At 56.7% G+C, this 25576-nt stretch carries 28 protein-coding genes and 2 tRNA genes; 18 read left to right on the forward strand and 12 right to left on the reverse strand.

All coding sequences use genetic code 11. The features are described 5' to 3' along the window. Positions 1–305 precede the first annotated feature (305 nt). Positions 306–476 carry a hypothetical protein gene (locus HY795_09845; protein MBI4805525.1) on the reverse strand — a complete coding sequence of 57 codons (171 nt, stop codon included), beginning with the start codon at positions 474–476 and terminating at the stop codon, positions 306–308. Positions 477–547: 71 nt separating this feature from the next. Between HY795_09845 and HY795_09850 the strand changes: the two genes are divergently transcribed. From HY795_09850 to HY795_09870, 5 genes are all read left to right on the forward strand, one after another. Next, positions 548–931, forward strand: a complete 384-nt coding sequence (locus tag HY795_09850; GenBank protein ID MBI4805526.1) for a hypothetical protein — start codon at positions 548–550, stop codon at positions 929–931. A 437-nt stretch (positions 932–1368) separates the two neighbouring features. Further along, on the forward strand, positions 1369–2364 hold the full coding sequence (locus HY795_09855) for a hypothetical protein (protein MBI4805527.1): 996 nt from the start codon (positions 1369–1371) through the stop codon (positions 2362–2364). A gap of 245 nt (positions 2365–2609) precedes the next feature. Next, positions 2610–3845 (forward strand): hypothetical protein, encoded by a 1236-nt coding sequence (locus HY795_09860; protein MBI4805528.1) that lies wholly within the window; start codon positions 2610–2612, stop codon positions 3843–3845. Between the two features lie 63 nt (positions 3846–3908). Then, complete coding sequence (locus HY795_09865) at positions 3909–4829, forward strand: hypothetical protein (protein MBI4805529.1); 921 nt, start codon at positions 3909–3911, stop codon at positions 4827–4829. A 174-nt stretch (positions 4830–5003) separates the two neighbouring features. Next, positions 5004–5423 carry a hypothetical protein gene (locus HY795_09870; GenBank protein MBI4805530.1) on the forward strand — a complete coding sequence of 140 codons (420 nt, stop codon included), beginning with the start codon at positions 5004–5006 and terminating at the stop codon, positions 5421–5423. A 128-nt stretch (positions 5424–5551) separates the two neighbouring features. On the opposite strand, the gene HY795_09875 is transcribed toward HY795_09870, so the two are convergent. Further along, positions 5552–6595: a hypothetical protein gene (locus HY795_09875; protein ID MBI4805531.1), complete on the reverse strand. Its 1044-nt coding sequence runs from the start codon at positions 6593–6595 to the stop codon at positions 5552–5554. Between the two features lie 668 nt (positions 6596–7263). On the opposite strand from HY795_09875, the gene HY795_09880 reads away from it, so the two are divergent. Beyond that, positions 7264–7824: a tyrosine-type recombinase/integrase gene (locus HY795_09880; protein MBI4805532.1), complete on the forward strand. Its 561-nt coding sequence runs from the start codon at positions 7264–7266 to the stop codon at positions 7822–7824. Between the two features lie 355 nt (positions 7825–8179). Continuing rightward, positions 8180–9289: a site-specific integrase gene (locus HY795_09885; protein ID MBI4805533.1), complete on the forward strand. Its 1110-nt coding sequence runs from the start codon at positions 8180–8182 to the stop codon at positions 9287–9289. 94 nt (positions 9290–9383) lie between these two features. Here HY795_09885 and HY795_09890 read toward each other — a convergent pair. From HY795_09890 to HY795_09920, 7 genes are all read right to left on the reverse strand, one after another. Further along, positions 9384–9459, reverse strand: a tRNA-Glu gene (locus HY795_09890). 10 nt (positions 9460–9469) lie between these two features. Next, positions 9470–9545: transfer RNA gene (locus HY795_09895), tRNA-Lys, on the reverse strand. Positions 9546–9650: 105 nt separating this feature from the next. Beyond that, a complete protein-coding gene (locus HY795_09900; GenBank protein ID MBI4805534.1) occupies positions 9651–11234 on the reverse strand; it encodes an SIS domain-containing protein in 1584 nt (527 codons plus the stop codon). Then, entirely contained in the window at positions 11231–11920 is a 690-nt protein-coding gene (locus tag HY795_09905) for a GNAT family N-acetyltransferase (GenBank protein ID MBI4805535.1), read from the reverse strand. The genes HY795_09900 and HY795_09905 overlap by 4 nt, the downstream gene beginning before the upstream one ends. A gap of 10 nt (positions 11921–11930) precedes the next feature. Then, positions 11931–12635, reverse strand: a complete 705-nt coding sequence (locus tag HY795_09910) for a nucleotidyltransferase family protein (GenBank protein MBI4805536.1) — start codon at positions 12633–12635, stop codon at positions 11931–11933. A 160-nt stretch (positions 12636–12795) separates the two neighbouring features. Beyond that, on the reverse strand, positions 12796–13902 hold the full coding sequence (locus HY795_09915; GenBank protein ID MBI4805537.1) for a radical SAM protein: 1107 nt from the start codon (positions 13900–13902) through the stop codon (positions 12796–12798). A gap of 138 nt (positions 13903–14040) precedes the next feature. Beyond that, positions 14041–14778 carry an NYN domain-containing protein gene (locus HY795_09920; GenBank protein ID MBI4805538.1) on the reverse strand — a complete coding sequence of 246 codons (738 nt, stop codon included), beginning with the start codon at positions 14776–14778 and terminating at the stop codon, positions 14041–14043. Between the two features lie 205 nt (positions 14779–14983). On the opposite strand from HY795_09920, the gene HY795_09925 reads away from it, so the two are divergent. From HY795_09925 to HY795_09940, 4 genes are all read left to right on the forward strand, one after another. Next, a complete protein-coding gene (locus HY795_09925) occupies positions 14984–16303 on the forward strand; it encodes a SpoIIE family protein phosphatase (GenBank protein ID MBI4805539.1) in 1320 nt (439 codons plus the stop codon). 182 nt (positions 16304–16485) lie between these two features. Then, a complete protein-coding gene (locus HY795_09930) occupies positions 16486–16644 on the forward strand; it encodes a hypothetical protein (GenBank protein MBI4805540.1) in 159 nt (52 codons plus the stop codon). Next, the gene (gene modB, locus HY795_09935) at positions 16641–17309 is read left to right on the forward strand and encodes a molybdate ABC transporter permease subunit (protein MBI4805541.1); all 669 of its coding nucleotides are present in this window, start codon (positions 16641–16643) and stop codon (positions 17307–17309) included. Before HY795_09930 ends, modB begins: the two co-directional genes overlap by 4 nt. Further along, positions 17306–18055 carry an ATP-binding cassette domain-containing protein gene (locus tag HY795_09940; GenBank protein MBI4805542.1) on the forward strand — a complete coding sequence of 250 codons (750 nt, stop codon included), beginning with the start codon at positions 17306–17308 and terminating at the stop codon, positions 18053–18055. The genes modB and HY795_09940 overlap by 4 nt, the downstream gene beginning before the upstream one ends. A gap of 102 nt (positions 18056–18157) precedes the next feature. On the opposite strand, the gene HY795_09945 is transcribed toward HY795_09940, so the two are convergent. Further along, entirely contained in the window at positions 18158–18823 is a 666-nt protein-coding gene (locus tag HY795_09945) for a TIGR04211 family SH3 domain-containing protein (protein MBI4805543.1), read from the reverse strand. A 159-nt stretch (positions 18824–18982) separates the two neighbouring features. Here HY795_09945 and HY795_09950 point away from each other — a divergent pair, with 159 nt between their 5' ends. Beyond that, a complete protein-coding gene (locus HY795_09950) occupies positions 18983–19198 on the forward strand; it encodes a hypothetical protein (protein MBI4805544.1) in 216 nt (71 codons plus the stop codon). A gap of 20 nt (positions 19199–19218) precedes the next feature. On the opposite strand, the gene HY795_09955 is transcribed toward HY795_09950, so the two are convergent. After that, positions 19219–19707, reverse strand: coding sequence for a peroxiredoxin (locus HY795_09955; protein MBI4805545.1), 489 nt, complete (start codon positions 19705–19707; stop codon positions 19219–19221). Between the two features lie 72 nt (positions 19708–19779). Between HY795_09955 and HY795_09960 the strand changes: the two genes are divergently transcribed. Then, on the forward strand, positions 19780–20577 hold the full coding sequence (locus tag HY795_09960) for a DUF4239 domain-containing protein (protein ID MBI4805546.1): 798 nt from the start codon (positions 19780–19782) through the stop codon (positions 20575–20577). A gap of 22 nt (positions 20578–20599) precedes the next feature. Beyond that, the gene (locus HY795_09965; GenBank protein ID MBI4805547.1) at positions 20600–20968 is read left to right on the forward strand and encodes a hypothetical protein; all 369 of its coding nucleotides are present in this window, start codon (positions 20600–20602) and stop codon (positions 20966–20968) included. 56 nt (positions 20969–21024) lie between these two features. Here the strand turns inward: HY795_09965 and HY795_09970 are convergent, their stop codons facing one another. After that, positions 21025–21858 carry a 1,4-dihydroxy-6-naphthoate synthase gene (locus HY795_09970; GenBank protein ID MBI4805548.1) on the reverse strand — a complete coding sequence of 278 codons (834 nt, stop codon included), beginning with the start codon at positions 21856–21858 and terminating at the stop codon, positions 21025–21027. Positions 21859–21907: 49 nt separating this feature from the next. Here HY795_09970 and HY795_09975 point away from each other — a divergent pair, with 49 nt between their 5' ends. From HY795_09975 to HY795_09990, 4 genes are read left to right on the forward strand one after another with little or no spacing between them, the layout of a single operon-like run. Beyond that, on the forward strand, positions 21908–22552 hold the full coding sequence (locus HY795_09975) for a TetR/AcrR family transcriptional regulator (GenBank protein MBI4805549.1): 645 nt from the start codon (positions 21908–21910) through the stop codon (positions 22550–22552). Next, positions 22479–23639, forward strand: a complete 1161-nt coding sequence (gene mqnE, locus HY795_09980) for an aminofutalosine synthase MqnE (GenBank protein MBI4805550.1) — start codon at positions 22479–22481, stop codon at positions 23637–23639. The genes HY795_09975 and mqnE overlap by 74 nt, the downstream gene beginning before the upstream one ends. Beyond that, on the forward strand, positions 23632–24708 hold the full coding sequence (gene mqnC, locus HY795_09985; protein ID MBI4805551.1) for a dehypoxanthine futalosine cyclase: 1077 nt from the start codon (positions 23632–23634) through the stop codon (positions 24706–24708). The genes mqnE and mqnC overlap by 8 nt, the downstream gene beginning before the upstream one ends. Before the next feature lie 2 nt (positions 24709–24710). Continuing rightward, positions 24711–25556 (forward strand): menaquinone biosynthesis protein, encoded by an 846-nt coding sequence (locus HY795_09990; protein ID MBI4805552.1) that lies wholly within the window; start codon positions 24711–24713, stop codon positions 25554–25556. The last annotated feature ends 20 nt before the right edge of the window (positions 25557–25576 follow it).

Below are 25576 nucleotides of genomic sequence, written 5' to 3' on the forward strand. Positions count from 1 at the left end.
AGGCCTTTTCGGTTCCGAACCGGCGCTGGAATGTAATCAGGTCCATATCGTGGTAAGGTTTGGCCATGGCGAGCCTCCTCAACAGTCTAGATTCTTTCTATAAAGTATGGAAATTGCGGAGCGAAGGCAATAGCCACGTTAAATTATCGCACCAAGTTTATTAGCAAATACGTTCTCCCTCGTCCAGTTTTCGTACTCCTCCCGTGACCGCCCCGCCTGCCCCAGGCTACCCTTCCTGCCTCCACCCAGCATCTTCACCAAGAGGAGGAAAGGATGCCTATGAACTCTGTAAGTCCTGACAATGTTCATATTTCCGACGTCAGAGCTATTCTCTCTGACGACTTTTCAGCAACGACAATCAACAGAATCGTCATGGCGATAAAGACAAATCGCCCGTGCGTCAGCTCCATTGCCTTGCCTGACTTGCGATATCTTCTTGCCGAGGACTTCTCTGCGAAGAAAATCAACAGGATCATGATGTCCCTCAAGTGCTTTTGCTTGAAGGCGTATCAGTAGACCCGGCAAGCTGAAAATCGAAGGAGCTACCATGCCTGACGAATCCTGGCCTATCGTCTTCAGCTATACCCGCGCCCAGGCAATTGACGACGGGGTTCTGATCGATGTCACCACCGAGGCGAAAGAATACGGGTTCAACCTACCCTTTGTCATGGGTGACAACCTGTTCAATCGCTACGTCACCCCTCCACCTGGACTGGAAGGGGAGGGGCAGTCTCTTGAAGGACGCCTGCACGACTTGATGACCCTTGCGGCTCTTTCAGCACGAAAGGGGCTCCAGCAGGATCAAGTCGAATTCGAAGTGCTGTTTCTGATGAATCCAGGGAAGCACGAAAAAGTCCAAGTCGTCCTCCATGTTGGCCCTGGTGATCATGGCGAACCAGTCCTGACCCTTTGCTTACCGGAGGACCTGTGAACACTTTGGTCGGATGATTGACCGATTCGCCGCCTATACTCCGTGGGCATCTTGCCTGACGTCAACTCAAGGGAAGACCTAGCCCCTGCCTGAAAGAGAACTAATGGGGCGGGAATCAACACTGCCCCCTTCGTCACCTTGGGCTTCCTGCTCCGCCTCCCCATCCCCGCCTTCCCCCTGGCCCCCGGATTCGCGCGGGACACCCCCATCCTGGGATTTGGGGCTGGTCCTGGGGTTTGGGTATCCCCCCTTGGGCAAAATCCCAGGAAATCGCAGATATGGCCCAATGTCCGTTTTCAGTGTCCCCCGTTTGATCAACGACACGAGAGAGGGCATGACCGCATGCGCAGTATCCTGCGCTTCTGGATTCAGTTGGCAGCAACCCCGCCGAGCCCGCCTGGATTGTCGCTCAAAGGGAGATTTGCTACTTCTGGACCATGGCAAAGAAGTCCGACGGAAAGAAAGTCCTTCGCTTTGACTCCCACAGGATCAGGAGCGTTGCCTTTTGGTTTTGGGAGTACCAGAGGAGGAACCCTGCTTATCGCCATTTCTCTCATGTCATTGAAAATTATAGGGCTTATTTCGATGAGCTTGGCGAACTTGAAGTCATCGAGTCAGAAGAGGTGTGCAAAGGCTTCGATGCCGACGCCTTCGACATGGAGGACCCGAACCCCAAGAGCCATCCCTATACCCTGCACCTGGAGGAGAGATATGGGAAGAAAGCTCGTCTTAGTTTTTGCAGACTGTCATTCTTAACTGAAGCAGTGCGAAGGCGCTTTCATAGACTTTATCGCAACGCCTACATTGGCCTGAACACCGGAGAAGCTCTAGCTGCCGTCCTCAAAGGAAAGTCCGTCGCGTTCGAAAGCAAAGACCACATCGACATAAATGCCTTGCTTCGATCTTACTACAAATGGGCAATGAGTATCGACGACGATGCCCCCAACCATTACATGGCTGACCTGGACAAGACAGCAGGCATCCTCCTGGATCATAAGCAAGCCCTGAAAGACCCTGAGCAGGTGATGCTCGAGCTTCATGCCGTTAAAATATTCAATGCGACCATCGACAGCATTTTTTCGAATAAGCGCATCAGCGACGAAACATTGGAAGCGGTTTACAAGCTCTGTCTTTCTGGCGATCACATCGTAAGCGCTGACATGACTCGATTGATCATATTATGGATGTGGGACAAGGCCCATGAAAGCGACGACAACAATCCTTTAAGCTTTGACGAAGTTCATGAAATTCTCAAGGAAGCAATCCCTTTAAAGCATAGGCACAATGACAAGATAGCCACGCTGCTTCAAAAGAGACAGAGACTTTTCGAATACTATGAAAACCTCTGCACCAAGATCAACACCATGAACCCGCTTTGCACCAAGCAAAATGGGAAGCAACTCCCCTCAATAAAAGACGTCCTCAGCATTTGAGGCTTCTCCTCCCGCTCCAAGCCCCTCTTTCGACCCGCCTGAGAACTGCTTTCGGGTTTTCTTAGGTATCTGCCTGATCTTTTTAGTTTTCTGAGAGACAAAAGGTGTTTGGACCTCTTGTCCCCATCCATGATTGCACCTGAATTAGACCGCTCTCCATGAACAACGGCGCAATGGGGTCGGTCACAGGGACCGCCTCCCCAAAGAGCCACTCCCCCCGACAGGGGGCAGTCATGGAGGATGCAATGAACAAGGACAACAAGTTGAACATCTCTGTCATCGGCGGTCCAGGCAAACCTCACACCTCGGGCGACAACAGCTCCACCATCAGCTCCACCGGCGGCACTGGTGGCATGGGGTTCACCGGAGCCACGGGCGCTTCCGGTTTCGGTGGCGGACTCGGCAGGGAAATCAACTCGATCATGGACGAAGAAGAAAGCGTCGATGACTTTTCCAGGAAGGTTGCTGGCATAGGACTCTACGGCAGCACCGGTGGGGAAGGACAACACGGTCCGCTTGACAAAGTCCCGATGAACAGCAGTTCGCTGGCGGCGATGGGTAAACTGTTCTCGGACAAGATCAACAAGATGGATAGCATCGACGCGATCCTCCAAGATTTTAACACGTGCCAGACTAAACTCGAACTTCTCCTGCAGAAGACCAACGCGGTCAATGCCTACTACGCATTCATGCAGGGTACGCGTCTTCTCAAGCTTCAGCGCATCCGGGGAAATAAGAAGGACTGGATCCAATGGATCAAGAAAGAGTTGCCCACTCTCGGGAAGCGCACTCGCGAGAAGTACATGAGCTTAGCTTCTATCCCCATGGTGGAAACGCACCTCGAATATGGCGTTGAGCGCTTGGCGGAGTTTGGCTCATTCTATGCCTCAAAGAGCGACACGGAACAGAATGAGATGGCTCCCGACCCCTTCAGCTGGTACATGAAGAAGTTCAACTTCCGCATAGACTCCAGCTATGACGAGCGCAAAGAGCATGTCAACGGTGCCCTTGAAGTGAGCAAGCTGGAGCGTCTGGGCATGGAGTTTCCCCTGGATGTGATGCTCAGCTTCCTTAGGAAGCATGACGCGCTGACAGGTGACGAGCGTAAGCATCTGATTAAGCTGTACAAGCAAGACCCGCAGAAGCCGGTCGATCTGCTCAACAGGATTATCGCCAAGGAGCTGGAACGCAAGAACCTCATCGCTGGCACGAACCCTCCTCCTGCTGAGGAGAACTCTGACGCTAGCAATGACCAGAACACTCCTGACTCCGGTGCTGGTGAAGCTACGGCTGTGACGGGACCGAACATCGAAAAACAGGTCTTCACCCTTTGCAAGTCGCTGGAATCCGCGACCACTCCAGAGGGAATCAAGCTCGACAGCTCAATCGACCGGCATGTCTTGATGAGGCTCAAGAGCTTCATCGATCAGCTTCTGGAGATGAACCAGGACACCCAGAGCGCCCAAGACGCCGCTGCCTAACCAGCAATAACCAACAAGGCCCCTCTGGGATCACCCGGAGGGGCCACCCAAGGAGAACATCCCATGAAAATATACCAGTCTTCTTTGAACATCTCCGTGATCAAGGAATTGAACAGGATCAACCCTGCCTTGAAGCCCAACGTTTTGATCACCTTCTACGGACTTGATCGTCCCATGGACTACACCAAGACCTACAGGAGCATGATCAACGGTTTGATTCTGGACTGCGGGGCGTTTAGCCTGAACAGGAAAAAGCTCAGCCCCGAAGCTCATGCCATCGAATGCGACAACCTCTTCCGGCAGTACAGGGACTACACGAAGCTGACTCAAAACGATTACGACTTCCTGTTCAGCTTTGACGACGACTTCACTCCCAATGGGTTCGACCACAATCTAGATCGACTGATGGACCTGGAGGCGGCGGGGATCAGCGCTGTGCCAGTAATCCATAACCTGCACAACCACGAGATCAAATACTTCATCGACGCCAAGCCCAAGTACCCGCTTGTTGCCATCGGTCAGTGCAAGGATGATGACCGGGACAATCTCGAAGTCCTTTTCGAGGCTGTTGACCCGCTCTACAGCAATGGCATCAGGGTCCATCTGTTCGGAATGACGACCCCCAAGTTGATAAGCCACGTCCCAGCTTACTCTTGCGACTCAATAGCTTGGTTGGATTACGCGAGCAGGGGACGGGCGTTGTACTATAACCCCGAAAGCGGTTCCCTCGACAAGGAAGAGCTGATTTACTTCCCCGACAAGCAGGACTTCGGCGATCCTGGGAAAGCAGTCTATTACAAGGAATACAGGTATATGGATGACTTTCTGGCCCACATCAAGTCCAAGCTTAACCTGGAATTGGAAGACCTCATCGCGGAGCAGACCCAAGCCATGTCCCTGAACTTGGTCAACGCCCTCTACTTCATGGAACTGGAGGAGCGGATCACGAAGGAGAATCAGGACAGGGGCATTACGTTCCCGTAAGGATGAAGGGGAAATGCTGATTTTGAAGGACCGGTGACGAGCCGGTCCTTTTCTTTGGCCCAACGAAAACCGCGTGCGCAGGATCCTGCGCTTCGAGTTCAGGCGAGTTCAGCTTCCGAGCTTTTTGACCCCGTCATAGAGATATTACCTCATAAACCACAGGAGGTTATCTCAATGTCAAAGAAAACTGCCGATACCCACAAGGACACTCCCAAGAGGAAGCACTTCGAGTCGAAGTTCGACGAAAAGACCCTCCGGGAAATGATCAACGCCGGGAAGACCGCTGACGAAATTCAGCAAGCCCTCGGCGTGGTCAGCAAGCAGAGCCTCAGGCAGCACGTCCTGAAGCTCATCACACGGGACCGCAAGGTCTACGAAGTGCCGGGACTCTATGTCCGGAACCTGAAAAGGCCCATGGTCAATTTCAAGGGCGAAGTCCGCCTCACCAAGAACATGCTGGACTTCCCCGGATCGACCTATGAGCCCAATGACCAGTTTGAGATCGAGATCGACAACGAGAAGATCGTTCTCACCAGGATCATTGAACAGGCGGACCAGCCCCTGGACTCACCAGAGCCCTTCGAAAAGATGTGAGGAGCCCGGTCACACCTGTCTACCCAGGTAGGTGTGACCACTCTTCTTGCAGCATTGGCGTCCTTCAGCTCATCTCTTGATTTCAGTGGGATGCGAGGATTCCCTTCGATCCCCTTCATTTGATGGAATCAAAGGAATGTCTGGCCAACAATCTTGGACTTGAGATAAACACCTAATGGATACTCATCAAAATACATGTGACAGTTCCTCATCATTTGTTTCAGCATCATAGACACCGAAAGAATGCCACCACCTTGCCGTTCATTAAAGTTCTCGAAGAAATACTCCTCGAAAGACTTCGCTTTGTCGACGTCATCACCACTGGCGACGGACATCATGCGAAGAAACTTTTTCATAAAGCGCTTAATGTTGAACAATTTGAAGTCAATCTTATCAAAAACCACCCCAGGGGAAATGGAGCATGCGTCAATCATTCGTTTAATTTTCAGCTTCTTAAAGAAGGTACTTTTATATCGACATTCTATGCGTATAAAATCATTTAACTTCGACTTCTTGTGATAAACATATGAACCCAGCGTCGTCGATGTCCTTGGATTGCTGCAATAAAACGTCGTATTGTACATCTTGTTGACGCTACTCCTGGAATGCTTCTGATGCATGGTGCAGGAGATTATCTTCAGAAGGCGCAGATTGTCTGCACTGGAGATGTCAAGAGAGTACTCAACTGATGTCAGAGAATAACTCATTCCAAAGACTGATTGAATATAATTGATTAAATGAATATCAGGATGAATAAGCCTAATGGAGAGTCCCTTGTAGAAGTTGTTTGCGTTGACATAGACGATGAAGATCCAATATCGAGTCCCATTGACGTCAACGTAAGCCCTGAACATGTTGCTGGACTTACCAACCGAATGAATACCTGAAAAATGACCCTGAACAAATCTCCTGGCAGCAGACCTAGTGAATACGTTGACCGGATAAAATATTTTAATGAAATCGATTGAAAGGTTGGTGGTGATGTTGAAGCTGTCGAAGTCGAGATGCTGTTGTAAATAAGCCAGCTTCAGTTTGTCCTTGATTCTTAAATAATCAATGGTGTTGATTTTCGATTTTTTTGGAAAATTAAAAACATAATTATAGTAACTTTTAAATGTTTTCTTATCATTCAAAATAGCGGCAACATTTGCATCGTCATTTACAGTGCTCATTACGCACCCTTCAGCATATCAGATTCAGCGTCAGACTCCCGTCCCTGTCCCGTGCCTGGGACCTCTCGTCAGGCTCCTGCCCTCTCCATCTGTACCATCCACTCTTTGAGCTGTCAGCACCCATCCGCCAGGGCCTGACCTTTTAATATCTCTAAATAGTTAGAAAATGAGCAGAGGCGGTGTTCTTACCGAAGCATTCATACAGATATTAATATGCAATGAGAATCAACCTTTACCAAGGAGACTCGTATGCTAACAGTGTTGCCTGCTTCGGCAGGAATAATAATTGTTCAAATCATACGGAACGAGATTTTCAGAGAGGTGCTAAAAGCGGCTATTATCGTAGTGATACGAAAGAAGCTGTGAAGAGCATTTCGTGTGAAGAAGGTGCTCTTTATGGGACCCTTCTTCTTGTTTATTACTGCTATTGATAACGGCAGAATTCCCCGCCTCCTTTCGAGTTTTTCAGTGTCTTCACAGAGATATTAAAACGCATCCTGCCCAATGTCCGTTTCTCCATAGAAACGGACATTCAGGCCCATACCCCGAAAACGTCAAAGTATTCTGTCTGGTTACATGGGATTGCCCCTTGGGCATCCCCCCCCGTGCCATTTCAAAAGGACGAATCTACCATCCTGGAACTGAAAACGGACTTTCAAGGAGGGACCATGCGCGTTGAACCCATTCGAGAGGAACAGCATGTGAAGGCAATCAAGAAGTTGCTCAAGGACAACCCGAGGGACCGCTTACTCTTTATCCTGGGCATTAACTCAGGTTTGAGAGTGCAAACGATCCTCACCGAGCTTCGTGTCAAGCATTTGCTCTACGCAAAGCTGGGCGACAGCATCACCGTCAAGGAAAGAAAGACCGGGAAGACCAACGTCTTCGTGATCAACAAGGAAATCAAAAAGGCATTCGATGAATACTACATCGACGCCAAACCCGACGAGAACCACTTCCTCTTCCGCAGCAGGAAGGGGGTGAACTATCCCCTGACGACTTTCCGAGTCACCCGGCTCGTCAAGGAATGGGGAGCCATGATCGGACTGAAGCAGAACCTCGGAGCCCACTCGCTTCGAAAGACCTTCTGCTGGTTCCAGCGAATGAAATACGGAACCAGTTGGGAAGTCCTCAGCCGAAGGCTCAATCACAGCTCTCCCAGCATCACCCGGTGCTACCTCGGCATCACGGATGAGTGCGTGGAAGAAATTCTACACCATACTATATAAACCGAATGGGCCTCGAAAGAGGCCCATTCAAAACTATTTGGTTTTAGTAGATAGAACATGCAAAACAGCAGTAAGCATGATTTAAAATAATAGTTGAAAACATTTTATGGCGTGATATAAGAGTTGCTGCCCTGAATATTGTACCTGGAGTTGCCAAACAACAATGGAGGAATCGTGCCTGATGTCATTGCTGCGTTGGACAGTGAGCTCGGCAGGGCAATCACCCCCCAAGAGCTTGCCAAAATGTTCGGGCTAAGTGTCAACACCGTGCGCAAGTACCGCGAGAGGTGGGGCGGTGTCGAAGTAGCCCCTGGAAAAATAAGATTTTTTGAGAACAAGGTGAGGGAGGCAATCCATGCCAGCACTGATCACGAAGTTCAATCCGCCTCGATGGCGGGGTGTCGTCACAGTCAACGGGAAGCGAAAAGAAAAGTTGTTCCCAGACGGGTCCGAGAAAAGCAAGCGGGCAGCGGAAAAGTGGGAGGAAAAGCAGCGCCGCATCTTGAAGAAACCGACCCCGATCGCCATGGGCTCGCCGAAGCTGATTGACCTGGCCAATTCCTATCTGGACTTCGTAACCACTCGCCAGAGCAGGAAAACTTATGTTGAAAAACAGGGGGTTTTGAAGAGGGCTCTCAGCCGCTTTGGAAATTCCACTGAGTTGGACGACATCACCGTCCCGGATGCCCTGAAGTTCCTCACCGATCAATATAAGAAGCGCTCGGGATACGCGGCGAACAAGGAGCGCAAGGTTTTGATCAGTGCCTGGAATTGGGGGAGGAGGTACCTGCCGAACTTCCCTGAGGGTCAGTGTCCTTTCCAAACCATCGACCGTTTTCCTGAGAAGCGTCAACCCAGGTATGTACCCTCGGAGGAGGACTTCTGGAAAGTGTACGAAGTGGCCACAGGGCAGGACCGGGTCATGCTGCTGGTCTTCCTCTTCCTGGCGGCGCGGCGAAGCGAAGTGTTTCGCCTCAAATGGTCGGACATCGACTTCGCAGCGAACACCGTTACCCTTTGGACCAGGAAACGCGCTGGAGGCGACCTGGAGGCCGACCCAGTGCCCATGGTGCAGCGACTGAAGAAGGTCCTCATGGCGTGGTGGGAGCACAGGCCCATCGCCTCAGACTTCGTCTTCGTGAACGTGGAGGAGCATGCGTTCTGCAAGGAATACCTGGGCCAGCCCTTCACCAACAGGCAGCACCTGATGGAACGCCTGTGCAAGAAAGCAGGTGTGAGGGAGTTCGGATTTCACTCCATCCGCCACCTCACCGCAAGCATACTTTATCAAGAAGGACAGCCAGTTGCAGTGGTCCAGGCTGTTCTTCGGCATAAGTCGCCGCAGACTACCACGAGGTACCTGCAGACCCTTGGGTTCAAGCAGACTCACGAAGCAATGGAAGCGGTGATGGGGCAGCGAGGTCCGGGGAAGGTGATCAGCATTCAGAAAGCTGCTCAAGAGTGAGTAGCAATATCCGACCACAGAAGTCGTAAATGTGGACTTCGTGTGGACCAACGAAAAAGCGGGTTAGGAGATTGTCCTAACCCGCTGATTTTCTTGGCGTCCCCAAGGGGATTTGAACCCCTGTTAGCGGCGTGAGAGGCCGCCGTCCTAGGCCACTAGACGATGGGGACGCGCTGTGTATGGTGGGCCGTGCAGGATTCGAACCTGCGACTCTCTGCTTAAAAGGCAGGTACTCTACCGACTGAGTTAACGGCCCGTCCGCGTGAGCGGAGGAACCGTGTACCCGCATGGCCTCACGCTGTCAAGGCAAATGGCTCTACTTGCTGGCAAGCCCTGCGTCAACAGGAAACTAAACCCTCACCTACTCGCCGGCCAAACGCTCACGAACCACGCTGGTGAGAAGATGCACCAGCATCATGTGGACGTCCTCGATGAACTGATAATTTTCCGAGGGAACAATAAAGCACTCATCCACCAAACCCTTGAGCTTTCCCCCCGTGAAACCGGTAAGCCCCACCGTGCGGGCTCCCCGGTCGCGGGCGAGCTCCATGGCCTTGATGACGTTTCCGCTCATACCGCCGCCCGAAATGCCGATGACCACATCCCCTGGATTGACCAGATTGCGCATCTGCCCGGAGAAGATGTCCTCGAAACCAACGTCGTTGCCCCAGGCGGTCATGAGGGGGATGTTGTCCGTGAGCGGTATGGCCCGGAAGCCCCTATTGCCGTTGACGGCCACGGCTTTGGCCAGGTCCGAGCTAAAATGCGAAGCCGTGGCCGCGGACCCGCCGTTGCCCATGACGAACACCTGCTTGTCCGCCACATAGGCGGCGTGCAGCATGTCGGCAATGCGCCCGATCTGGTTTTTGTCCAGGCGGCTGACAACGGCGCGCATCCCAAGCAAGTAGCCTTCCGGGGTGATGGTGGCCTTGAAGCGCCCCGTTTGGTCCAAAGTGATCTGGGAGCCGCCGTCCTCAAAATCGAACGTCAACTCCTGAAGACCCTTGGCTGTGAGTTCTCGGCTTATTCGCTCCTGCTTGTCCGGTTCGGCGAAGACGAGCAGGAAACCTCCACCGCCCGCGCCCGTGATCTTGCCGCCGAGCGCCCCGCAGCGCATTGCCGTAGCGTAGTATTCGTCAATCTCCGGGTTGGAGACCGAGGTGGAGAAGCGTTTCTTCTGTTGCCAGGACTCATGGAGCAACGTCCCTATTTCCAGGATGTCGCCGCCCTCAAGGATGTCGCGCATGCGGAAGGCTGTCAGCTTGACTGCGTGCAACGCTTGCAAAACGTCCTGGTCGTTCCCCTTTGTGGCCTGGCGCTGACCTTCCAGGATCCGGGCGGAGTCGCGCGAGGAGCCCGTATGGAAAAGCATCAGGTGACGGCGCAGCTCCCCCAGACGAGAACGGCTGACAGCCAAGGGCTCGACCTTGGTCCCCGAGGCGTCGAAGGTCATGAAATTGAGTCCGCCAAAGGCGGAGGCGTATTGATCCTGCATGCCTATGGGCCGCCCCAGAACGGTCAATTCGATGTGCGTGGCCAGTTCGGCCACCTGGGCTTGATCCATGGGCGTGCCTACATATGCGCCGATGCAGCGGGCCAGGCTGGTGGCCACCGCCCCGGACAGGCCCAAGCCCGAACCCGGAGGAATATCCGATTTGAGCTGGAGCATGACCCCGTTTTTGACGCCAAAATACTTGAGCATGGCCTTGGGGATGCGAAGGGCGTCCTTCAGGTTTGCTTGCTCCAGATCCGCTATGCGCTGATGGAGCTGATAGTCGGAGGAGGTTATCTCGATCTCACGGCCTGGGATTTCCTGGAGAACCGAATAGAAGTATTTGTCGATGGTGATGGAAAGCACTGCCCCGCCATGGGCTTCGTAGTAGGCCGGGAGGTCGGTCCCACCGCCACCGAAGCTCAAGCGGACTGGAGATTTGGCAATGATCATGACGTCATTCCTCTTCGCATGTGGAAGGCGACCGCGGCTCCGGCCAGCCGGAAGCCGTTTTTTTCATAAAAAAGGCAGGCAGGAACATTCTCGCTTTCGGTGGTCACCTCTATGCGAGTGTACCCATTGAAAGCGGCCCAGGACTTGAGGCGTCCTAGCAGCAAGGACCCCCTGCCTCGGGCGGAGGGCAATGCGGAAACGAGATCGATGACCACCACGGATTCCCTCAGCTTGAAGCTCACGAACGCGCCCTGGTCCAAAAATTTCATTATTTCGGTCGAGGCCATGGAATTGAATATCCATCGTCTCTGGTGCTCGATGCGTTCACCGTCGGTTATCAGCGGATCAAGGCCGAATCTGTTGTATTGAAAATTGGCGGCATGGGCGTCCAACTCAGATTGGGGGAACTCCACGGCTCCCTGCGGCTCCCCGGCAGCCGCTCCGGACATCCCTGAAAGGTCGGCTACGAACGTTGGTTGCACACAGATCTTGCGGAGTCCCATTTTCTGCAGCTCTTTTGAACCAGCAACATCCTGGGCAGGGAGCTTGGCGTCGGCCATGAAGGGAGATGGAAGCGATGCGAGTTCACCGGCAAGGGCGTCATAGTCGAACCGGGTCACGCGGTAATAATCAAGGCCAAAGGCTTCGCTGTCGAAACCCTGGCGGGCCAGGCAGGTCAGGTTCATGGTCGCCTCTTTAATGCGCGAACAACAGGGCGTCGGCTTTGGCCAGCTTCTCGGGCGAGCCGATGTCGATCAGGCATTCCTCGATGGGATAGCCGTACATGGCCGCCCCAGCCGCAAGCATGGCAGGGAACACGTCCTTGCCGAAATCAGAGAACCCTGATGCAAAAATGTAGTCCAATACTCCCGGCTCGCAGGCATACACCCCGGCATTGGCAAGGTCCGTGAAGGCTACGGGCGGCTTCTCCACGAACCGGGTGATGCGCCCCTGGTTTTCCATATCCACCAGCCCGCACTGGGTCGGGTTATCCACCCGGTAAAGCCCCACCGTTGCCAGGCCAGCCTTTCTAACATGATAACGGCAAAAGGCGGTGACGTCGAACTCCGAGAGAACATCCCCATACCAGACCAGAAACGGCTCGTGCAGGTGCTCGCGGAAAGCATTGAGCGCCCCGGCAGTTCCCAGAAGCTCCTTCTCCACAGAAAAATGAAGCCTGACGCCGAAAGCCGAGCCGTCCCCGAAGTGATCCAGCACCACCTGGGGCAAGTGGTGCAGGTTGATGCATATGTCCACAACGCCGTGGCGGGCCAGATGCCGCACCGTGCGCTCCAAAAGCGGCACCCCGGCCACTGGAACCATGGGTTTGGGACAGGTGTCGGTCAACGGGCGCAGTCTGGTGCCTAGTCCGGCGCTCAAAACAACCGCGGTCTTCACCAAAGCCTCCCGCAAGGACCAGGCGCCGACGTGTGAGACACGTCATACTGGCCACCAGTCTTATGCCCGGGTAGAGGGGCGGCTAACGCCTTATTCCGGCTCCTTCCATAATGCCCGATGCGCGGATTCAGCTGAGCCGCAAGGATGGGGCAACCGCCAATATTCACTCAGCGGCCTCGGCCAGAGCCGCGTCGGGCTGGGGCGGTTTGGTGCCGGGCAAGGTGGTCTCCACCTGAATGAAGGCCGCCCTGTCATTGACGTTCATTTCTTTGTACTGAGGGCATTTGGCACAGGTGGACATGGCGTTGGGCGTGTTGATGGTCGCCCGCACCTTCTGGAACTTTTCATTGTTCCAGATATCCTCGACTCCCTCAACGTTCAGATCGCCCATGATGTCCTTGGAAAGCATGCACAGGCGCACCTTGCCGTCGGACTGCACGAATATCTCCTCCCAAGGCCTGGGGCATTTCTTGTGCAGAGCCTGAACGGGCTCCAGCACGGGCTTGCCGGAGAGGTCGAAGCGGTCTGGGATGGTGAGCTTGAGCCCATGGGCCTTGGCTCGGCGCGCGGCCTCATCCAGAACGGAGTTGGTGAGTTCCTTGTGGTCGAAGAGGATCTCGTCCACCATTTCCTGCCCATAGGCGATCATGTGGACCATCTTGGCTTCGTCCATGCCCAGGCTCGCAGCCAGGTCCACAAAATCGGGGAATTCCTCAACATTGGAGCGCATGCCCACAAAGACCATGCGCAGATGCGGATGAGAAACGCCCAGTTCCCGCTTCTTGGCAACAACCTTCTTGATGTTGGAGATGACCGTATCGAAATCAGCACCCCTGCGGATGCGGTTGTAGGTCTCGGCCTTTGCCCCGTCCACGGAGAAGTTGAGATAGGCCAGGCCGCCCTTGAGAAAGCGGTCAATCATCTCTTCCTTGAGGAGCATGGCGTTGGTAAGGACGAAGATCTTCGGGCCGCGCGGTGCAAGCAGATCGAAGTAGCGGCCCAGGTGCTTGTTCATGAGCGGCTCGCCCCAACCAAAGAGCGAAGCGTCGTGAATGGTGTTCCAGTACGGCTCTGTCTTTTCGAAAACCTCGGGCTGAAGGTCCCTGCCCACGAAGTCCCGGTGCGACTGTCCGCACATGGCGCAACGGAGGTTGCAGCGGTTGGTGGTCTCAAAGACCAGTCGCTGGGGCTTGGACGTTAGTATCACGCGCTCTTCGGCCAGTTCGCGGTCGTTGAGCGCTTTATTGTCGAGTGCGGCTTGGCTGGGCATGGAAAGGTTCCTCCTGGCGGGAGGCGGATAAAATCATCTTTTGTCCGGCAAGGCAATACCGGGCCCGGCATACCTGGGCCCGGTCAGAAGGAGCCATCGTCTAGCACCTTTCGCCAGCGTACGGGTGTCAGCGGGCGATTAGAACAACGTTGCAAGGGGTTCGTCGGGCAGGTCGTCCTCTTCCGATTCAGGACTCGGCAATGAGACCACCCGCGCGGAGGGGGCATGAGCGCGTTCAGGAGCCGGCAGGCTGAATTCGATCACCCCGTCAGCATGCTCGCGCAGTTTGTCCGAAAGGTAGTAGCCGAATTTGGCCACGAACACCAAAAGCCCGTGTTCCCGGGCAAAATTCATGGCCGGAATCATGTCCGCGTCTCCGGTTAAGAGCACGATCTTATCCACCATGGCCCGAGCGGCCATCCAGGCGATATCGAGCCCCATGAGCATGTCCACCTCCTTCTGCACCAGGTTGATGGCCACGTCCTGGGGCTGAAGGGGGCGGTTGTTCCCAAGTGTTTCCATGATGACGCGCATGTTCTTCTTGTTGAGCTTCCAGCCCTGCATGGCCAGGGACCCAAGGCGAAGCTGCATGCGGGGCATGCGCATGAGGTGGTCGAGGTATTCGTTCTTGATGCGGTATTGATCCGTCGAGCTGAACTCGATCTCCCGCTGGGAGATGGGGTGCACGGCTTTGCCTCCGTAGGGAGGCGAGTCGTAATAGTAGGCGCGGAAGAGCCTGTCACTGGCGAATTCCGCATCATCCATGATGAGATCGCACGCCTGCTTGACCGATTCCGCCGTGGGGGGCTGGCCGAGGCGGGCCTCCAGGTGCTTCATCCAGAAGAAACTACCATCGATGAGGATAGAGACATTCATATCGAGGACTCCGATAAAGTGTATTCAGGGCTTGCCTGTAGGCTTTGCGGTGGACCGCGTCAAAGGGGGAGTATCGAAGCCCTGTGTTTTCCCATACTCCTGCACTGCCCGATGTGGCGTGCGGCATAAAAAAGAATACGCCGCAAGACATGGCCTCATTCCAAGCACGCTGGACATGCTCTCTATTTCCGGGCAAGAAAATTTCATGGCTTATGCTCAGAACGAGTTCGACCCGGCCCACTTGCGCCACCGCGTGGAGAGCCTGCGACGTTGTTTCGATCTGTGCGCCCTCATCAGCTCTTCCATAGACATCGACGACGTTCTCGAACGCATCATGACCGCCTCACGCCAAGCCCTGAACGCGGAGACATGCAGCCTCCTGCTCACCGACCAGGACACCGGCGACCTTGTCTTCACCGTGGCCCAGGGGCCGGTGGCCGACCAGCTCCCGAAGGGGCACGTGCTCAAACGCGGCGAGGGCATCGCCGGATGGGTGCAGGTGAACTCCAAGCCAGTACTGGCCCCGGACGCCTACGCCGACCCTCGTTTCAACCCAGAGGTGGACCGTAAGACCGGCTACCGCACCCGCACCATCATGTGCGTTCCCTTGGCCGCGAAAAACCACCCCATCGGCGTGGCCGCGCTCATGAACAAGAACGACGGCGCCGCCTTCACCGAAGAAGACCTGGAGCTTTTCACCATCATTGCGGCCCAGGCCTCCATCGCCATCGACAATGCCCGGCTCCATCTGGCCATGCTTACCAAACAGCGTCTCGAATTCGAACTCGAGATCGCGGCCAGCATCCAGCGTGACTTTTTGCCCCATTCCTCCCCCTGCGTTCCCGGCTTCGAACTGGCCGGCACCAGCATTTCCTGCGATTCCACGGGTGGCGACTATTTCGATTATCTGGCCCATCCAGAGCCTGGGGCCCGCGGTTTTTCAGTTGCAGTGGGCGACGTGAGCGGGCACGGCATCCCGGCCGCCCTGCTCATGGCCAGCGCCAGGGCGCTCATCCGGGCCAGAGCGTCTCTTACAGGCATGCTGGCCGAAATGCTCACGGACGTGAACCGGCTCATGAGCCACGATACCGGCCAATCCGGACGCTTCATGACCCTTTTCTGGCTGGCCCTCGATCCCGAAAGAGGGATGATGAGCTACGTGAAAGCCGGCCACGACCCAGCCATCATCTTCACCCCGAGCACCCAGTCCTTCCACGACCTCACAGCCAAGGGCATCCCCCTGGGCGTGGAGCCCTGTTACGGTTACGAGCAGGGGTTCAAGCACGGCTTCGAGGCGGGAGAAATCATCGTGCTCGGCACCGACGGAATATGGGAGTGCCGCAACTCTGAAGGGGAAATGTACGGCAAGGATCGCCTGCGCCAGACCGTTGCCTCCCATTCCAGCCTCCACGCCAGGGACATCCTGGAAGCATGCATGTGCGACGTTGAAACGTTCCGTGGAAAAGCCCCACGCCAGGACGACCTTACCCTGGTTGTCATCAAGGCCCTCAAAGACAGTCGCTAGTGCACACAAAAATGTAACAAACAGCCTTGAGTTACATTTTTGTACCCATCGCTCGACTACCATTGATAATGAAAACTCAATTATAACAGCACGATTTTCGATGAATGGCCCTGGCATGGTTGTTGCCCATTGGGAGATGAAGTGAGAAATGCGCTTCATTTCCCAAACGGGAGGTACACGCCATGATCGACTGGATCCTTATCGGAACTCTTCTGGCCATTGTTGGCTTGCACTGGTTGTTTGAACTCATTCCCGGCCGGGCTCGCTGCATGTGGTGCTCGGAGCTCTCCCTGGAGCCCGTGCCCGTAGAACGTCCCAAAAGGCGCCATTGCCGCAGATGACCCCGGAGGCCGTTCTCTCTCCTCTGCTTCTGACTCTCAAGGTGGCCACGCTGGCCACCTTGGGGTCATTGGCCCTGGGAATACCGGCAGCCTACGTGATCGGACGAAAAGCCTTCCCGGGCCGGGCCCTGCTTGACGCCCTGGCTACGATGCCGCTGGTGCTGCCACCAACGGTGCTCGGGTACTACATGCTGGTATTGTTCGGCCGCCAGGGACTGTTCGGAAAATGGCTGAACGACGCCTTCGGGGTGACCCTGCTGTTCAGCTGGCAGGGCGCCGCCCTGGCCTCGGCCGTGGTGGCGTTCCCACTGGTTTTCACAACCGCCAGGGCCGCATTCGACAGCGTGGACGTGAGCCTGGCTGACGCGGCCCGCACGCTCGGGGCCTCCAGCTTCTCGGTGTTCGCCCGGATCAACCTGCCTCTGGCCTGGCGGGGGATCCTGGCAGGGGGCATGCTGGCCTTCGCTCGGGGCATGGGCGAATTCGGTGCCACCCTCATGATCGCGGGCAACATTCCGGGCAAGACCCAGACCCTCTCCCTGGCGGTATACGACGCGGTCATGGCCGGACGAGACGACCAGGCTCTGTTCCTGGTCGTTGTGGTCTCCCTGGTGAGTCTAACCATCCTGGTGAGTTCCGGCAAACTGTTGAGGCCAAGACCATGAACATTCAGGTGGACATCGAGGCCACTTTGGGCGGCGCGGAGCGAAATTTCCACCTGCGAACGGCCTTTGAGGCTTCAGGAAACGCCGTCGTTTTGTTCGGCCCTTCAGGTTCCGGCAAAACCATCACACTGCAGGCCATGGCTGGGCTCATGCGCCCGGCGGGAGGGCGCATCGAACTGGGCGGACGAGTTCTCTTCGACTCCCGTTCCAAGGTGGACCTGCCTCCGCGCAGGCGCGGACTCGGCTATCTTTTCCAGCACTATGCCCTGTTTCCGCATATGAACGTGGCCGCGAATGTCGGCTTCGGCTTAAATCCCGGATGCCCGGGCAGGCTTTCGCACCCGCAGCGTGACCAGGTTTCACAGATGCTTGCGAACTTCGGACTCTCCCATCTGTCTGACGAGCGTCCGGCGCGGCTTTCAGGCGGCCAGCGCCAACGCGTGGCCCTGGCCAGAGCCATTATGGCCAGGCCGTCCGCACTCTTGTTGGACGAACCCTTTTCCGCCCTGGACCCGATACTGAGGGTCCGCATGCGCCGCGAATTGGCTTCCACCCTGGAACGCTTCGGCATGCCCATGGTGCTCATCACCCACGACCCAGACGACGTGGCCGTATTCGCGAGCACCCTGGTGGTCTACCACCAGGGCAAGGTGATCGAACAGCTCGAGATGTCCTGTGAGGATGAACGCAAAAAACGGCTGCCGGAGATCATCACCCTTCTTGAAGAGCGGGACGCTGCGGCATGATGAGTAGACGACTGCAATTAAAGGAGCCGCAACACATTCACCGTGATGCCCACCCGGACCATGAGGGATGGTGCCGGCGGGCTTGGTGCGGCCCGGAGGAGGCTAGAGATACATGCGGTTGGCTTTCTTGCGCGCCGAGCGGCCCAGCAGGTAGCCGAAAAGCCAGCCGCCGAAGAACACTCCCGCCCCGGCCAGGAACCACTTCACATCGGAAATGTCCCGCAGGGTTTCGTTCTCGCGCTTGAACTTTTCCACATCCTGCTTGGCCGATTCGCTCGCTGCCTTCATCTCCTGAAAGGACTTGGTCATCTCGGCCACGTTGGAATTGGCTTTGGAGAGAATTTCGTACTCCGACTTCAGCTTGGCGTGCTCGCTCTGGATGGAGGAAAGGTTCCTCTGGAGGTTCTTGTTCTCCTCCTCGAACTTGCCCACTATGGCTTCGACCTTCCCCGCCTTTTCCAGCATCTCGGAGTTGCGCGACTTGAATTCCTCAAACTGGACCTTCACGGGCGTTTCCGAGGACAGGTACCGCTTGAGCACCCACCCTTCCTTACCAGATTCCGTCCGGACAAGGGCCCATTCGCCCTCTTCCTTTATCTTCTCAAGCTTCGCCCCGCTTTTGGCCATCTGGACGATCTTGTGCTCCAAAGAAGGCCCGGTGCGCACAGTAATCTCCTGCACATCGGACACAAACAACTGCGGATCCGCAGCCATCGCGGGGAAACACAGAATCGCCAGTATTGCGGCGCTTTCTCGTAAAACACGCATGATCATCCGCCGGTATAGTCTATGATGAAATGCCCAAGGGAACTCCGGCCACAGCCGCCTTGAACGCCAAAGAATGAGATTACCCAAGAATGAGTCGCAGTTCAAGAGCTTCCATTCTCCACCATTGCCTACAACGATAGCTTTTAGTAGAAGGCTCCCATGGACGACCAACAAAACGCCGCATACTACAAAAGGCTGATCAACCAGGCTGGCAGCTACCACGAATTGGTGATCCTGCGTTCCCGCTTTTTCGGCCTCATGGAACGCGCGCTCTCCAAGGAAGACTGCCTGGCGGTAAAGGACCTCTGGGCCGCCAAGGCAGGGGACGAGAACCTGCCCGTCGCTCCCCAAAAGAGCGGCCCAACTTCAGAGTAGCCCGAAGTATCGCGGGCGGGTCAGCCTTTTTTCAGCGTCTCGAGAACGGCCAGCACTTCCGCGGCGTGGCCTTTGCTGGCAGCTTTCGCCCAACGTTTTGCCACCACTTTGTCCGGGCCGATCAGCACGGTCGATCGGACCACCCCCTCAGACTCCTTCCCGTAGAGCTTCTTGACCCCCCAGGCGCCCAAGCCTTTGAGTGCTTCGGTGGCGGGATCGCTCAGAAGCGGTACCTTAAGCCCTTGCTTGGCGATAAAACCGTGGTGTGACTTGAGCGAATCCTTGGACAAGCCATAGACCTCTGCACCGAGTCTCGAGAACTCTCCCATACGCTCTGAAAACTCCAGAGCCTCCACGGTTCAACCCGAGGTGGAATCCTTGGGGTACATGAAAATGACCACCCATTTCCCGGCCAGTTCACCCAGCCGTACGTTTTTTTCTCCTCCACCCGGGAAAGCGGCCGTCAAGGAGAAATCAAACGCCGCGGTTCCTTCGTCATATCCTGCCATGATTCATCTCCTGTAAAGCAGCGCCTCTTCGCGGAACTTCACATACTCCCCGGAACAGGCTATGTAATTAGTATGTTCACTGAACTTAAAGGCTTCAATCCCGAATACCTTGTGGTGTTCAGCATCATATTCGGTTTGTCCCTGGCCATACCGGCCTTGCTGTACGCCCTGCGCCGCCCAACCCTCAAGGCTACCGCAGCTTCCCGAAAGCTGATCTCCTCGGAGATATTCTCTCTTTTTGCCACAGTATACGCTTTTTTTCTCGGTTTTTCCATTGTCACCTTGTGGGGAACGTTCGTCTCAGCCAAAAACTCCGTCAACTCTGAAGCCGGGGCTGTGCTCGTGTCATACCACTTGTCCATGCCTCTGGAGAACTCCCGGGGATTCCGCCAGACTCTTGAAGACTACACGAAAAGCGTCGTGGACGACGAGTGGCCCATAATGGATGGGCAGCGTTCCATGAGTGAACAAAGCCTCAGGCATTTAGACGAGATATGGGAAGCCTTTTACCGCATGAAACCGGCTGACAAGGAATCATACTCGCTCTATGCCTCTGTGGGGCAGTCCCTGGCGGAGATCAGCCGTCACCGCCTTTCCAGGGCCCAAACCCTGTCGGGCAATCTCTATCCGCCTGTGTGGGTAATTTTATGGTTTGGCGTATTCGGGGTTTTCGTCGGGCTGCTGCTTACCAACCCGGAACAGACCGGATCCCAGGTGGCCATGGAGGTCATCATCGTCTTTCTTATTCTGTCCTGCGTCTACTTCATCGTGGACATCTCCACTCCCTTTTCCGGAGTGTTGAACGTCTCCCCCGAGCCTTTCCAGAACATCCACGCCAAGATCATCACCCTGCAGGGGGTGCATCCATGACTTTAAGCCTGGAAAAACCCGTATGAAGGTCGGCAACCGTCACTTCCTGAAATACGCCGGAGCCGAACCTCCCAGGCAGATGCGCAAGGAACAGCTTCAGAAACAGAACGCGTATGTTGCCGGGCTGACCTACGAGAAACCGCCGGACAGTCCGGACCGGCCGAGCAACATGGACAAGGCGGCCCAGGCCCGCCCAATACCTGACGCTGACAACCCATCGAAAATATCGAGCGCAGCGGCTTCAACCCCGCAACCTTCACCGGAAAGCCAGGGGACATCAACGATCCCGGTGAACCCTGCGGATTCGGGGGAAACGCAAGCACCAACCAGCGCCGCAAGAGTGGACGCCCCTGAAAAAGACGCTGGCCGGGTGATCCAGGAAACGGCCTGAGCGCGGATCTGGCCTTTGTGGCCAGAAATATGCCTGTGGATACGCCGCATTGCGGCTTACCAGAAGAGATCCCCAACCATTTCACCCTTCCGGGCCAACGAGAATGCCGCTCGTGCCAGGGCCTCAATGGCTGAGCGTCCTTCATCCCCCACGTCCAGGCTGAAGGGCGTGACGAAGGTGTCGATATGCGCCGCCGTCACTTCGGGCGAAAGCTCCTGGGCGTTACGCGCCACGAACTCCCGGCTCGCCTCCGGGTTATTCCAAGCGTGTGAAAGGCTCGCGCGGATGGCCTGCGAAACAGCACCCGCAACTCCCGCCCCGAGCGTTCTCTTCACGGCGATAACGCCCAATGGCAGGGGAAGGTTGTAACGGCTCTCCCACCATGCTCCAAAATCCTCCACCAATTCAAGGCCCTGCTGTGCATAGGTAAAGCGCCCCTCGTGGATGACCACGCCGGCGTCCACATCGCCCCGGGCCACTGCGGGCATAATCTCATCGTACCGGAGCTGCACCCGCCGTCCCGGCACCCCTGCCATCTCGGCAAGGAGGGCTGCCGTGGTCCGAGCCCCGGGCAGGGCCAGAGTTTCGAAGGCCATCTGCCGGTCTCTGCCCTGGCGCGTCACCAAAAGCGGGCCGCAGCCACGGCCAAGAGCCCCTCCGCAGGACAGCAGCCGGTAGTGCGCGCTGGCGTCCGCCACGGCCGCGAGTGAAATCTTCACGATATCAAGCTCGCCCCTGGAGGCCAGGCCGTTTAGCTCCTCCACGTCGGCCATGACCAGCCGGGAAAGGCAAAACCCAGGCTCAGACTGAATCAGGCCGTGGATGAGGGCATGGAAGATGAAGGTGTCGTTGGGGCAGGGAGAGATACCCAGACTCAGTTGACGCGGGATGCTTGGGGGAGTATCGGTGACCACCCGGTCACCTTATCCGGGAGTCACCATGGAAGCAAGCGCCACATTTCAAAACATCCCACCCGACAAACAGCATCGGGTCCTTTCTGAAGCCCAGAGGGAATTCGCCGAGCGCGGTTTTCTCGGTGCCAGCATGAACCGGCTGGCCGCACGCCTCGGCATCGCCAAAGGGTCCATATTCAAATATTTCGGAAGCAAGGAAGGGCTCTTCGCCCGGGTGTTCGCCGGGGCAGTGGAGAGCTTTTCCGGATTCCTGCGCCAGGCCAGGGACGAAACAACGGGGCAGCCGCTGGCCATACGCCTGGAACGCCTGCTCGTGGTGGGCACGGACTTCGTACGCACCCACCCGGACATCTACCGCATTTACCTCAAAATGCTTTTCAACGAGGACTTCCCCCTGCGAGAGCGATTTCTTGGCCAGGTGCGTGCCTTGTCCGCCAAGTTTCTCACGCCCCTCATCGAACAGGCCAAGGCTTCTGGCGAACTTCCGGTCACCGTGAACGTTGCCCTGGCCGTATTCATCCTGGACGCGGTGCTCGACCGCTTCGTGCAGGCCCAGGCCCAGGCCTGGATGGACACGGGCCTTAATCTGTCTCTTGATGATCCCGAAACGTCGCGCCGGGCTGCAAAGAGCCTGGCCGCCATGCTGGCTGGAGGTTTCAGAGTTGGATAGATCCTATATCGCCTCTTTCGGGCTTGAACCCGTGCTGGACAAGGTTCTGGCAGGAAAACGCTTAACCCTCCCCGAAGGCCAGGCCCTTTATGACTGCCCTGATCCGCATATACCAGCCCTCATGGCCGGTTACGTCCGGACCAGGCTGCACGGAGACCGCGTACACTATGTGGTGAACCGCCACGTCAACCCCACCAACATCTGCGTCAACCGCTGCCGCTTCTGCGCCTATCGCCGAGACGAAGGTCAGGAGGGCGCCTACGTGCTCACCCCTGAAGAAGCCCTGGCCAAGCTCGAGGCAGCCGGACCGGTGGACGAGGTGCATATCGTGGGCGGGTGCCACCCGGCCCTGGGTCTGGCCTATTACGAGGACCTGGCCGCCAGGGTGCGCCAAGCCTACCCCCAGGCGTCCATCAAGGCGCTCACCGCCGTGGAAGTGGATCACCTGGCCAAAATTTCAGGCGTTGGCATTCCCGAGGTCCTCACCCGCCTGAAGACAGCCGGCGTGGACATGCTGCCGGGCGGCGGCGCGGAGATATTCGCCGAGGGCCCGCGCAAAACCTTGTGCCCTGAAAAGATCGATGGGGAAGCCTGGCTGTCCGTTATGGCCCAGGCCCATGCCACCGGGCTTCGCTCCAACGCCACCATGCTCTTCGGACACCTGGAAACCACGGCCCACCGCCTGGAGCACATGGACGCCCTGCGCAGGCAGCAGGACGCCACCGGGGGATTCGTCTGCTTCATCCCCCTGCCCTACCTGCCGGGCAACAATCCCCTGGGCGTGGAAGCACACGGACCCACAGCCATGGACGTGCTGCGCACCATGGCCGTGGCCAGGCTCATGCTGGACAACATCCCACACATAAAGGCCTACTGGGTGATGCTTGGGCTCAAGCTCTCGCAGCTGTGCCTTTCCTGGGGAGCGGACGACCTGGACGGCACCGTGGTCGAGGAAAAGATCGGACACGACGCCGGCAGCGAGTCGGCCCAGGCCCTGACCACCCAGGAGCTCGAACAGGCCATACGGGCCAGCGGTTTCACCCCTGTCCGGCGCGACGGGCTCTTCCGGGAGGCCAGCCATGTTTGATCACGCGCACATCCTTGCCGTGGCCGGAAAAATCAAGACCGGGCAGCGGATCGACGCACAGGATGCCCTCACCCTGGCCGAATCCGCCAGTCTCCCCCTTTTGGGCAGCCTGGCCCACGGGGTCCGCAAGCGTCTCCACCCCTCTTCGACAGTGACCTATGTGGTTGATAGAAACGTCAATTCCACCAACATCTGCCAATGCGGCTGTCGTTTCTGCGCCTTTTTCAAGGCTCCGGGCCAGGCCGGAGGCTACACGCTTACCCGGGAGGAACTTGGACGCAAGATCGAGGAGACCCTGGCCCTCGGAGGGCGCCAAATACTGCTGCAGGGCGGGCACAATCCGGACATGGGCCTTGCCTACTACGAAGCGCTTTTGAACTTTATCCGCGACACCTATCCGGACATCCACGTGCATGGATTCTCCCCTCCGGAAATCGTCTACTTCGCGGGGTTGGCAGGGATTACTCCGGCCGAGGTGATCGCCAGGCTCAAGGCGGCCGGTTTGGCCTCCATCCCCGGTGGTGGGGCGGAAATCCTGGTGGACCGCGTGCGCCAGGCCGTGGCCCCCGCCAAATGCTCCTCGCGCGAATGGCTGGACGTGATGCGCCAGGCACATCTGCAGGGACTTCGCACCACGGCCACAATGATGTTCGGCCATGTGGAGACCTGGGCCGAGCGCATAGAGCATCTTACCGCCCTGCGCGGGCTTCAGGACGAAACCGGCGGGTTCACCGCCTTTATTCCCTGGGGCTTCCAGCCCGACAACACAGCCTTGGGTGGCGAGAAGTGCTCGCCCCAGGAATATCTGAGAGTGCTTTCCATCTCACGCCTGGTGCTGGACAATTTCGCCAACCTCCAGGCCTCCTGGGTGACCATGGGACGTGAGATCGCCCAGGTTTCCCTCTTCTACGGGGCCAACGACTTCGGCTCCACCATGATCGAGGAAAACGTGGTTGCCGCGGCCGGAGTCCGCTTCCGCATGGACGAACCAGGCGTACGCCGGGCAATTGAAGATGCAGGCTTCACCCCTCGCCGCAGGGCCATGGATTACAGCCTCGTAGAGGTATAGCAATGCGACTTGGCAGAATTAGCTACCTGAACGTGCTGCCCATCTACCATCCTCTCGAGGCCGGATGGATCACACACGGATTCGACATCGTTTCCGGGCCGCCAGCCATGCTGAACGGGCTCATACGCGCCGGCAAGCTGGACCTCTCGGCTTGTTCCTCCATCGAGTACGCCCGCAACCCCAACGATTATTACCTGCTGCCTGACCTGGCCATCGGCAGCCGCGGTCCTGTCAAAAGCGTGCTGCTCTTAAGCCGCATTCCGCCCGATGATCTTAACGGGAAACCGCTGTTGGTCACAGCCGAAACCCATACTTCAGCTGCGCTTCTGCGCGTGGTGTTGGAAAAGGTCTACAGCGTGCGCCCGGTCTTCAAGACCGCACCGGGTTCGGTCAGGCAGTCCCTGGCCATGGGCGCGGACGAACCCGCCGTGCTGGCCATAGGCGACGAGGCCCTTGCCATGCGCCACGACCCGCGCTTCCCCTATCAGCTGGACCTGGGCGAAGTCTGGCGTGACTGGACCGGGCTGCCCTTCGTCTTCGGGGTGTGGGTGGCCAGGCGCGAGACCGCACAGAGAGACCCGGAAGGGGTGCTCCAGGCAGCGGCGCTTCTCTGCCAGGCGAAGCGTACCGGAGTGGCCGCCATTGAAGAGGTTGTCGGACTGGCTGCCTTGTCCAAACCAAAGCTCAGCCGCGGCGAGATCAGGCGGTATTTCGATCACCTGAGCTACGACCTGGGCACAAAAGAACAGGAAGGCCTCTCCCGCTTCTTCGACTGTTTGGCCGAGCATGGGATCATTGAAACCCCTCCCCGATTGGAAATATTGAACGCCGGACCACAGGGACGTTGATTCGTTACGCTAACAATCGT

It is taken from the genome of Desulfovibrio sp. (assembly GCA_016208105.1).
GTDB lineage: Bacteria > Desulfobacterota > Desulfovibrionia > Desulfovibrionales > Desulfovibrionaceae > Fundidesulfovibrio.

Excerpts from the sequence above, each read along its gene's own strand:
- HY795_09845 (MBI4805525.1), bottom strand. The coding sequence starts at position 476 with ATGATCCTGTTGATTTTCTTCGCAGAGAAGTCCTCGGCAAGAAGATAT.
- HY795_09850 (MBI4805526.1), top strand. The coding sequence starts at position 548 with ATGCCTGACGAATCCTGGCCTATCGTCTTCAGCTATACCCGCGCCCAG.
- HY795_09855 (MBI4805527.1), top strand. The coding sequence starts at position 1,369 with ATGGCAAAGAAGTCCGACGGAAAGAAAGTCCTTCGCTTTGACTCCCAC.
- HY795_09860 (MBI4805528.1), top strand. The coding sequence starts at position 2,610 with ATGAACAAGGACAACAAGTTGAACATCTCTGTCATCGGCGGTCCAGGC.
- HY795_09865 (MBI4805529.1), top strand. The coding sequence starts at position 3,909 with ATGAAAATATACCAGTCTTCTTTGAACATCTCCGTGATCAAGGAATTG.
- HY795_09870 (MBI4805530.1), top strand. The coding sequence starts at position 5,004 with ATGTCAAAGAAAACTGCCGATACCCACAAGGACACTCCCAAGAGGAAG.
- HY795_09875 (MBI4805531.1), bottom strand. The coding sequence starts at position 6,595 with ATGAGCACTGTAAATGACGATGCAAATGTTGCCGCTATTTTGAATGAT.
- HY795_09880 (MBI4805532.1), top strand. The coding sequence starts at position 7,264 with ATGCGCGTTGAACCCATTCGAGAGGAACAGCATGTGAAGGCAATCAAG.
- HY795_09885 (MBI4805533.1), top strand. The coding sequence starts at position 8,180 with ATGCCAGCACTGATCACGAAGTTCAATCCGCCTCGATGGCGGGGTGTC.
- HY795_09900 (MBI4805534.1), bottom strand. The coding sequence starts at position 11,234 with ATGATCATTGCCAAATCTCCAGTCCGCTTGAGCTTCGGTGGCGGTGGG.
- HY795_09905 (MBI4805535.1), bottom strand. The coding sequence starts at position 11,920 with ATGAACCTGACCTGCCTGGCCCGCCAGGGTTTCGACAGCGAAGCCTTT.
- HY795_09915 (MBI4805537.1), bottom strand. The coding sequence starts at position 13,902 with ATGCCCAGCCAAGCCGCACTCGACAATAAAGCGCTCAACGACCGCGAA.
- HY795_09920 (MBI4805538.1), bottom strand. The coding sequence starts at position 14,778 with ATGAATGTCTCTATCCTCATCGATGGTAGTTTCTTCTGGATGAAGCAC.
- HY795_09925 (MBI4805539.1), top strand. The coding sequence starts at position 14,984 with ATGGCTTATGCTCAGAACGAGTTCGACCCGGCCCACTTGCGCCACCGC.
- HY795_09930 (MBI4805540.1), top strand. The coding sequence starts at position 16,486 with ATGATCGACTGGATCCTTATCGGAACTCTTCTGGCCATTGTTGGCTTG.
- modB (MBI4805541.1), top strand. The coding sequence starts at position 16,641 with ATGACCCCGGAGGCCGTTCTCTCTCCTCTGCTTCTGACTCTCAAGGTG.
- HY795_09940 (MBI4805542.1), top strand. The coding sequence starts at position 17,306 with ATGAACATTCAGGTGGACATCGAGGCCACTTTGGGCGGCGCGGAGCGA.
- HY795_09945 (MBI4805543.1), bottom strand. The coding sequence starts at position 18,823 with ATGCGTGTTTTACGAGAAAGCGCCGCAATACTGGCGATTCTGTGTTTC.
- HY795_09950 (MBI4805544.1), top strand. The coding sequence starts at position 18,983 with ATGGACGACCAACAAAACGCCGCATACTACAAAAGGCTGATCAACCAG.
- HY795_09960 (MBI4805546.1), top strand. The coding sequence starts at position 19,780 with ATGTTCACTGAACTTAAAGGCTTCAATCCCGAATACCTTGTGGTGTTC.
- HY795_09965 (MBI4805547.1), top strand. The coding sequence starts at position 20,600 with ATGAAGGTCGGCAACCGTCACTTCCTGAAATACGCCGGAGCCGAACCT.
- HY795_09975 (MBI4805549.1), top strand. The coding sequence starts at position 21,908 with ATGGAAGCAAGCGCCACATTTCAAAACATCCCACCCGACAAACAGCAT.
- mqnE (MBI4805550.1), top strand. The coding sequence starts at position 22,479 with ATGATCCCGAAACGTCGCGCCGGGCTGCAAAGAGCCTGGCCGCCATGC.
- mqnC (MBI4805551.1), top strand. The coding sequence starts at position 23,632 with ATGTTTGATCACGCGCACATCCTTGCCGTGGCCGGAAAAATCAAGACC.
- HY795_09990 (MBI4805552.1), top strand. The coding sequence starts at position 24,711 with ATGCGACTTGGCAGAATTAGCTACCTGAACGTGCTGCCCATCTACCAT.